We start from the raw sequence: 4,735 nt of genomic DNA on the forward strand, positions 1-4,735 counted from the left end.
TGATACCGGGGAGTCCCCGGCTCCTCTTTGAACCGGGTATTTTTCAAGCAAATGGGCTAAAATTAGAGGGAATTAGTATTCCTCACGACCGAGTCGGTGGACGTCGCTTTGGTAATAATGTTGCTTGGAAATGGACTCAAAACGGTATCAATATTCTACATCTGGGAGGAGCAGCAGCCCCTCTAGATATTGAGCAGAAAATTCTGATCGGGCGTCCTGATTTAGCGTTAATTCCAGTGGGAGGGGGACCGAAAGCCTACAACCCTCAAGAAGCTAAACAGGCATTTGATTTCCTTAAGGCAAAGATAATGATTCCTACTCATTTCCGAACCAAGGCGGCTGATGCCGAACAGTGTGATATTTTACCAGTGGAGGAGTTCTTAACATTGATGAAGGACACACCCATACGCCGTGCCAAAAACGATACCATTAGGATTAGCTCAGGGGATTTATCCCAGGATGGGTCAGTGATTCAACTAATGAGTTACAACTACAACTTTTAAATGCCCTTGCCTAGCCCCTTACCCAGACTGCAACCGCCTTTCTGGACTGGTGGAGTGGCGGTTGTAGGCATGATTTTCTGGATTGAAACCCTACGGCAGTTTGGGTTTATTGTTCCAACTCCCTTTGTACTTCTCATCTTTGCTGTTGCCCTAACTGCCAGTATCGACGGATTACTTGCTGGAGTTACCAGTGCCACAGTATGGGCAATGTACCTGATCTATGCCTCTGCTGTTCACTTTGGTCCACCGAGTTTAACCGGGGGTTCAGTAGAGGTCAGTTTGGGGATTATAGTAGTGGTCTTACTGGCTGTGCGGCTCGGCTGGATCAAAGACCAGAATCAGAAGCTGATCCAAAAGTTACGACAAGCCAGCTTTGAGCTAGAACGACGGATTGAACAACGCACTGCTGAACTCTTAACCACCAATTCTAGACTAGCCAAGGAGATTCGCGGACGCATTCTGGCTCAAGAGGCACTCGGAAAAAACGAATTGGCATTACAGTTAAGCCACAATCGACTCGAAAGTCTCGAAAGTATTTTGAGTTCCCTAGAGGATGTGGTTTGGTCCGTGCGCCCCCAAACTTCCAAACTGCTTTACCTCAACTCCGCTGTTGACAATCTTTATGGTTATAGCATATCCGATTTTTTAGCTAACTCAAATATTTGGCTAGAGGTAATCCACCCAGAAGACCGAGAACGAGTTCAGCAGAAGCGAAATTTTATCAACAATAAATCATTGCCGTTGTCACCCCAATCACTCCTGGCAATTGACGGTATTGACTTAGAATATCGCATCGTGCGCTCTGATGGGCAGGTGCGCTGGATTCGTGATCACGTCCAAATTCACACCGATGCCCATGGTATCCCCATACGCATTGATGGTATTGTCACTGACATTACCAAAGCCAAGCAAGTCGAGAAAGCTTTGGGAGAGAGTCAGCGAAAATTCCAAGCCATCTTTGACCAGACCAGCCAATTTACTTGGCTGCTGCAACCAGATGGTACCTTGCTCGAAGCCAACCAAACCGCCCTTGACTTTAGCGGATTAACTCCGTCAGAGATTGTGGGTAAGCCCTTCTGGCAAATCCAATGGTGGACAAAGTCTACTCAAACCCAGAATCCTTTAAAAAATGCGATCGCTAAAGCAGCCACCGGTGAGTTTGTCCGTTATCAAGGGTCGGTGCTAGGGTTACAGGGTCAAGTGATCACGATGGAGTTTTCCGTGAAACCGTTGCGGGATGACAACGGAAATATAATGTTGTTAATCCTAGAAGGTCGAGATATTAGCGATCGCATCAGAGCAGAAGCAGCAACTCTAGAGGCCCAAAACAAGGACATACTGCTTAAAGAGATTCACCATCGGGTCAAGAACAATTTACAAATTGTCTCAGGAATCCTTTACCTCCAATCTCGATATATAGATGATGAAAGTATCCTGGAGATCATCTGTGAAAGCCGCAACCGTCTCCAAGTCATGGCCTTAATCCATGAGAAATTGTATGGCTCTAAGAACCTGAGCCAGCTTGACTTCGAAGATTATATTCAATCTCTGACTAAGGACTTATTAAGATCTTACACCTGTAGTAATCATCCCCCTAGGATTAAGGTTAATTTTGTTAATAAATTTATGGACATCGACAGGGCCATTACCTGTGGTTTAATTATTAATGAATTAGTCTCCAATGCCCTCAAACACGCTTTTCCAGAAGTAGATGGCGGTGAAATTATTGTTGACTTTAAGTGCCGTGAGGATAACTATTTTGAACTGATGGTCAGTGACAATGGTCTTGGCATCCGAGAAGGTATAGATTTAGCAAACCCCAAGACCCTAGGGCTACGCTTAGTCCATACCCTAGCCACTAAGCAACTCAAAGGTGAGCTTGAGTTAGATACAAGTCATGGTGTTATCTTTAAAATTAAATTTTCATAAAGTTTAAACAAGTTTAAACAAGCTTAAAGCATTAGGAAATTTTTCAAGACCCACCCTCGAATTGTGATATAGAACTATCAGGTTGTGAGGCAGTTAACTAACTGGCAGCACAGAACCAAAGCAAAAATTATTAAGTAGGGAGAACACACTGGCTTGGCTTTTAGGTTAAGACAAGGGACAACCCACGGTAACTTGAAAAGCAATTCCATAACTAGGAAATGTCACAAATAAACATCTTAGTGGTTGAAGATGAAGCGATCACAGCTGAAGTTATTGCTGAACAGCTCATACAGTTGGGATACACAGTAACCGATAGCGTCACCTCTGGTACGGGCGCTATCAGCAGCACTGCCAATAACCAGCCTGATTTAGTCCTGATGGATATTACCTTAGATCCAAACGATATAGATGGCATAACTGCTGCTCAGCGCATCCGAGAGCAATTCCAGATTCCAGTAGTCTATTTGACAGCCCACTCTGATGAGAGTATCCTAGCCCGAGCTAAGAGGACAGCACCGTTCGGGTATCTGATCAAACCATTTAACGAACGGGAATTGCGGGTAGCGATTGAAACGGCCCTCTATAGGCACCAGCTGGAAAAAGAGTTAGTCAAACAGCAGGATCTGCTAGCCACAATACTCAGCTCCACTAATGATGCTGTGATCGCTACCAATGAAACAGGAGCAATCACCTACATGAACCCAGCAGCTGCAACCCTCACTGGCTGGACAGTAGCAGAAGCTTCTGGGCAAAGCATTACAGATGTGATTCAAATTGTAGACGAACTCACTGATACCCCACTCCAGAACCCAGTCATGGAAGTGCTTCAGGAAGAAAGGGTCATTTTTGTGGATCAGGGCATAGGTTTGATTGCCAAAGACGGTAGCAAGATCTCCGTGGGAGATAGTGCTTCCCCGATTACAGAAGAAGATGGTACCATCAAGGGTGTAGTTCTTGTGCTGTGGAATATCAGGGAACAGCAACAACCAGAATTATTGGCAGTAGAAAGATCAAAATTGCCAGCCAAAGCTGCCGCTAGCCGACAAGCTGAAGCTCAAGTGGGTCAAATATTGTCTGCAGTACAAGAACTAGGGGAACTGAAATCTGACCTAATCGCTAGGATTTCCCATGAGTTTCGCACTCCCCTATCGATTATCCTAACTGCTGCTGAAGTCCTGCAAAAATACGGTTCCAAGTTGTCACCGCACAAAAAAGAAAGAAACTTGTATCGGATTCAATCATCAGTGATGCGAATGACTCGAATTATGGAGGATGTTCTGACCTTAAGCAAGGCTGAATCCGGTGAACTCCAGCTCAACTGTGTGCCCGTAGATGTGGTTGAATTCTGCCGCAGTTTAGTGGAAGAGCAGCAAATCATTGTGGGAAAGCGCTATACTATTGAGTTATTTGCTCAGGATTACCCTGGCCTAGTTGAGCTGGATGAACAAATCCTACGGCAAATTTTGAGCAATTTGCTGACCTTAGCAACTCATTACTCCTTGAAGGGTAGTATGATTGCTTTGGAAATTTTTTGTGAAGATAACCAAATTGTGTTCCAGGTAAAAGACCAAGGCAGTGGGATTGTGCCCGAAGGTCAGGGACAATTATTTGAAGCGTTCTTCCGAGCTAGTAATATTGGTTCTATGTATTCTTCAGGAATGGGGCTAGGCATGATCCGCAAGTTTGTGGATTTGCATCATGGTCAAATTACCTTAACTAGTCAAGTCGGAGTTGGTACAACCTATACGGTAAAATTGCCATTAACCAGTTCTATATAGGTGGGCTTGGGCTAAAAAGAAATATAGCAAACAACTAACCAATAACTAAGGATGATTCCACAAACCGAATATAAAGAGCGTCGTGAACAGTTGATGAGTAAGATTGGCAACGGGACCGCAATCTTTCGGAGCGCCCCGGTTGCCATTATGCATAATACTGTGGAATACAATTTCCGACAGGATAGCGATTTTTTTTACTTGACCGGTTTCAATGAACCAGAAGCAGTAATTGTACTAGCGCCCCATCACGAAGAACACCGATTTGTCCTGTTTGTGCAACCGAAAGAACCAGAGAAAGAAGTCTGGACAGGCTATCGGACAGGTGTGGAAGCAGCAAAAGAACAATTTGGAGCGGATGAGACCTATCCGATTACTGAGTTGAATGAGAAGTTACCTCAGTATTTAAAAAAGGCCGATCGAATTTATTACCACTTGGGACGGGATAAACCTTTCAATGATACCATCCTGAAACACTGGCAAAGGTTGATGGGACTTTATCCCAAAAACGGAACCGGACCGATGGCA

Annotated in this window: 4 protein-coding genes; all 4 read left to right on the plus strand. The window is 44.6% G+C overall.

What is annotated here, in order from left to right; genetic code table 11:
* A partial coding sequence (locus F6K20_RS24820) for an MBL fold metallo-hydrolase (protein WP_287296405.1) occupies nt 1-503 on the plus strand: 503 nt, incomplete at its 5' end.
* Nucleotides 504-2,432, plus strand: coding sequence for a sensor histidine kinase (locus tag F6K20_RS24825; RefSeq protein WP_071103658.1), 1,929 nt, complete (start codon nt 504-506; stop codon nt 2,430-2,432).
* Nucleotides 2,433-2,650: 218 nt separating this feature from the next.
* Complete coding sequence (locus tag F6K20_RS24830) at nt 2,651-4,210, plus strand: hybrid sensor histidine kinase/response regulator (protein ID WP_071103659.1); 1,560 nt, start codon at nt 2,651-2,653, stop codon at nt 4,208-4,210.
* Between the two features lie 51 nt (nt 4,211-4,261).
* On the plus strand, nt 4,262-4,735 hold a 474-nt coding region (locus tag F6K20_RS24835), incomplete at its 3' end, for an aminopeptidase P N-terminal domain-containing protein (RefSeq protein WP_287296409.1).

Source organism: Moorena sp. SIO2C4 (assembly GCF_010672485.1).
Taxonomy (GTDB): Bacteria; Cyanobacteriota; Cyanobacteriia; order Cyanobacteriales; family Coleofasciculaceae; genus Moorena; species Moorena producens.